This window comes from Pseudomonas uvaldensis (assembly GCF_021271205.1).
Taxonomy (GTDB): Bacteria; Pseudomonadota; Gammaproteobacteria; order Pseudomonadales; family Pseudomonadaceae; genus Aquipseudomonas; species Aquipseudomonas uvaldensis.
This window is the reverse complement of record NZ_JAIWKS010000037.1, coordinates 1-1,071: the sequence shown is the minus strand read 5'-3', so window position 1 is coordinate 1,071 and position 1,071 is coordinate 1. Positions and strand designations below refer to the sequence as shown.

Below are 1,071 nucleotides of genomic sequence, written 5' to 3'. Positions count from 1 at the left end.
GACGGCCAGACGATCACGTACCGCTACGACGGATTGGGGCGGTTGGTGGACGTCAACGACGGCACCGACCATCCCCTGGCCTTCGAATACGACGCCCAGGACCGGCTCATCACCGAACACCAGGGCTGGGGCACCTTGCGCTATGGCTACGACGCCTGCGGACGCCTCAACCACCTGCGCCTGCCGGACAACAGTCAGCTCGACTACCACCACGCCGAGGGTGGCGCGCTCACCGCCATCGACCTGAACGGCGCACGCCTCACCGAACACCGCTACCAGGCCGGCCGCGAACGGCAACGCCAGCAAGGCCTGCTGCTCAGCCAGTACGACCACGATGAACAGGGCCGCCTCAAGGCCCACACCGTGCTGCAAAACCAGCAGTCACAGTTCTGGCGCGATTATGCCTACAGCGCCAAGGGCAATCTCGAAGCGATTACCGACAGCCAGCGGGGGCGACGCGGTTACCAGTACGACGAACTGGATCGCCTGATCCGCATCGGCCCTTCCCACACCGAACCCCCGGAACACTTCGCCCACGACCCGGCCGGCAACCTGCTGATGCAGGACCGCCCCGGCCCGACCACCCTCAAGGGCAATCGTCTGCTGATGGAGGGCGACCGCCATTACAACTACGACGCCTTCGGCAACCTGATCCGCGAACGCCGGGGCACGGTCCAGGCCCTGATCACCGAATACCGCTACGACTGCCAACACCGCCTGATCGGCGTCACCTCAGCGGATGGTCGCGAAACGTCCTACCGCTACGATGCCTTCGGCCGACGCATCAGCAAGACCGTGGATGGCTTGACCACGGAATTTTTCTGGCAGGGCGACCAACTCGTCGCCGAAAGCAGCAAACGCCACCACCGCAGCTACCTCTACGAACCGGGCACCTTCCGCCCCTTGGTAATGCTCGACGGCAAAGGCCTGAACACCTGCCCGTTCTACTACCACCTCGACCACCTGGGCACGCCCCAGGAACTGACCAACTACGGCGGCCAGATCGTCTGGTCGGCGCGCTACCACGGCTACGGCAAAGTCCGCGAGATCCAACACGGCGGCGGCGAACGC

General features: G+C 64.9%; 1 protein-coding gene. It reads left to right on the top strand.

Features of this window, described 5'->3' with window-relative positions; all coding sequences use genetic code 11:
• Positions 1-1,071 (top strand): RHS domain-containing protein (locus LCU97_RS26465; protein ID WP_232778209.1); only part of this gene is annotated, 1,071 nt, incomplete at both ends.